This is a genomic window from Moorena sp. SIO4E2 (assembly GCF_010671945.1).
Taxonomy (GTDB): Bacteria; Cyanobacteriota; Cyanobacteriia; order Cyanobacteriales; family Coleofasciculaceae; genus Moorena; species Moorena producens.
In genome coordinates this window covers 1-1,166 of the sequence record NZ_JAAHIE010000159.1, presented here as the reverse complement: position 1 = coordinate 1,166, position 1,166 = coordinate 1, and the positions used below count along the sequence as shown (strand labels likewise).

The 1,166-nt window shown below is 43.7% G+C and carries 2 protein-coding genes; both read right to left on the bottom strand.

Annotation, left to right across the window (positions count from 1 at the left end):
• Positions 1–74: 74 nt before the first annotated feature.
• Positions 75–368 carry a DUF2103 domain-containing protein gene (locus tag F6K37_RS17505; RefSeq protein WP_008186027.1) on the bottom strand — a complete coding sequence of 98 codons (294 nt, stop codon included), beginning with the start codon at positions 366–368 and terminating at the stop codon, positions 75–77.
• Between the two features lie 4 nt (positions 369–372).
• Positions 373–693 carry an ATP-dependent Clp protease adapter ClpS gene (gene clpS / locus F6K37_RS17500; RefSeq protein ID WP_071105615.1) on the bottom strand — a complete coding sequence of 107 codons (321 nt, stop codon included), beginning with the start codon at positions 691–693 and terminating at the stop codon, positions 373–375.
• Positions 694–1,166 lie beyond the last annotated feature (473 nt).

Genomic DNA, 1,166 nt, shown 5'->3' with positions numbered 1-1,166 from the left:
GGGTTGATTTCAAGCAATGCCCACCCTACAACTAAATTCTAAATTCTAAATTCTAAATTCTAAATTCTATCTACTTATCGTTTTAGTGATTGAGCGATCGCTTTTTCTAATTCCACTTTACTCAAGTTGGTGAGGATGAACACCTCTTGAAAGCTTTTACCAGACCTAGCAATCACCTTGAATCCCCCACGAATTGGCACTGATACTTTTAACTGTAATTTAGGACAGTGACTTCTTGCCCGCCCAAGGACAGCAGGGGTAATGGTTTGAATACCTGGGTAATCGGTGAGTCGTTGGAGAACTGGAATGAGACCCTGAATGTGGGTAGAGTGATTCCAAACCAGTCTGCCGTCTTTGGGTTGGCTCATAATACTATGTAGCCTCCAAGGGAGCCATGGTTAAGCCAGCACGAGAAAGCTGTTGGTGGTAGAGTTCCGCTTGTTCCTGGGGACCGACCCAAACAATGGCTTGACCTTCGTTGTGAACTTGATGGGTGAGCTCCCAGGCGTGATCATTTGTCATCCCAGGGATATACTTGACCAGACAGTCGTGAACATGCTGAAACGTGTTAAAATCATCGTCTAACACAATTACCTTATATTTGGGATAAGGCTTTCGGGTAACTTGACCAGAGCGTTCAGGAGCTTTGACTGGTGCAGCAAATGTAGCTTTATAAGCTGCTGATATTACCATAGTCGCACATAGGTTACCAGAATAATTTACAAAAAATTATGATCTAACTCAAACCATTCCTTCCAGTTTACAAAAATTGAAACGCGCTGCATAGTGGCGGTGAGAAACAAGGAAAATTAACAATTGGACTAAGCCTTTAATCCCTAAGGGTTTCAACGACCTTGGCTATTGGCAATTTTTTCTTTGCCTGTAAAGCCCAATTTGCCATAATGAAGCGAACTCAGGCTGCTGTTTGTGTAAGGGGGAAGTTGCTGAGGGGCTGTGTGCAATGGTTTGCCGACCCACTAATTAGCCCGCTCCCCATACATCAATGACAGGGGTTTCCACTTCTGACTTACCAACAAAAGATTCAATGAATGCTTTACCTCTAACCCGCCCTTCCAAAAAAGATCAGATTTTGGCTGTCGATGATTCCCCTGACAACTTGTTTCTACTGCAGACGCTTTTAGAAGAAGAGGGGTACGAGACGAGTT

Coding starts and splice junctions, on each gene's coding strand:
- F6K37_RS17505 (WP_008186027.1), bottom strand. CDS start 368: ATGAGCCAACCCAAAGACGGCAGACTGGTTTGGAATCACTCTACCCAC.
- clpS (WP_071105615.1), bottom strand. CDS start 693: ATGGTAATATCAGCAGCTTATAAAGCTACATTTGCTGCACCAGTCAAA.